2 protein-coding genes are annotated in these 903 nt (G+C 49.7%); both read left to right on the top strand.

Annotated elements, in window-relative coordinates; all coding sequences use genetic code 11:
* A partial coding sequence (locus QWT87_RS21050; RefSeq protein WP_302718698.1) for an RHS repeat domain-containing protein occupies positions 1–200 on the top strand: 200 nt, incomplete at its 5' end.
* 7 nt (positions 201–207) lie between these two features.
* A partial coding sequence (locus QWT87_RS21045; RefSeq protein ID WP_302718696.1) for a DUF6443 domain-containing protein occupies positions 208–903 on the top strand: 696 nt, incomplete at its 3' end.

Below are 903 nucleotides of genomic sequence, written 5' to 3'. Positions count from 1 at the left end.
TTTCAGGAAAGCTGATCTCCACCTACACTTATGATCCGCTGATCGGGGTAACCAGCATCACGCCTCCGTCCGGAGTAAGACAGACCTACACCTACGATCCGGCAAACAGGCTGAAAGAAACAGGAGTAAGAGGAAAAAACAGCGCAGGAAGCTATATCAACAAAAAAGTGTCTGAAAACAAGTACAACTACAAACCATAACACAAACATGAGAAAATACAGTACACCCAAAACATTCTCCCTGTTGGGGCTGAGCATTGCCGCGATGTCCTTCGCACAGTCCCAGAACGAGAACTACATACAGTCCCAAAGCTGTCTTAACGACGACTGCAGCCGGAAATCCGAGACCATCACTTACTTTGACGGTCTGGGAAGACCCAAGCAGATCATCAGTGTGAAAGCGGCACCCGGCGGAAAAGACCTGGTAACGCCCGTTACCTATGACGGCTTCGGAAGACAGGTGAAAAACATCCTTCCCGTGCCTGCCGCCACCCAGAACTCCTCCATCCACACCGGAATTACCGATGAAACCGCTGCCAACTCCTATTACGGGGTTTCCAACGCATATTCTGAAAAGGAAATGGAAAACTCCCCGCTGGACAGGGTATTGCAGCAGGCAAGCCCGGGAGAGCCATGGAAGATGAGCTCGGGACACACCCAGAAGCTGAAGTACGAAACCAACCTGGGAACGGAGGTGAAGAAATTTATCACCAGTACAACCACCAGTACCGTGAACAATGTTTCCACTACGGTTTCCACGCTTTCGGTTTCTACGGATAATTCAGGATATTATTCTGCCGCAACACTGTACAAAAACACCGTTACCGATGAAGACGGAAATCCTGTAACGGAATTTAAAAACGGACAGGGACAGACGATTCTGGTGCGCAGAAACGACGGCGCA

The organism is Chryseobacterium urinae, assembly GCF_030518295.1.
Classification (GTDB): Bacteria; Bacteroidota; Bacteroidia; order Flavobacteriales; family Weeksellaceae; genus Chryseobacterium; species Chryseobacterium mucoviscidosis.
This window is presented reverse-complemented; position numbering and strand designations above follow the sequence as displayed.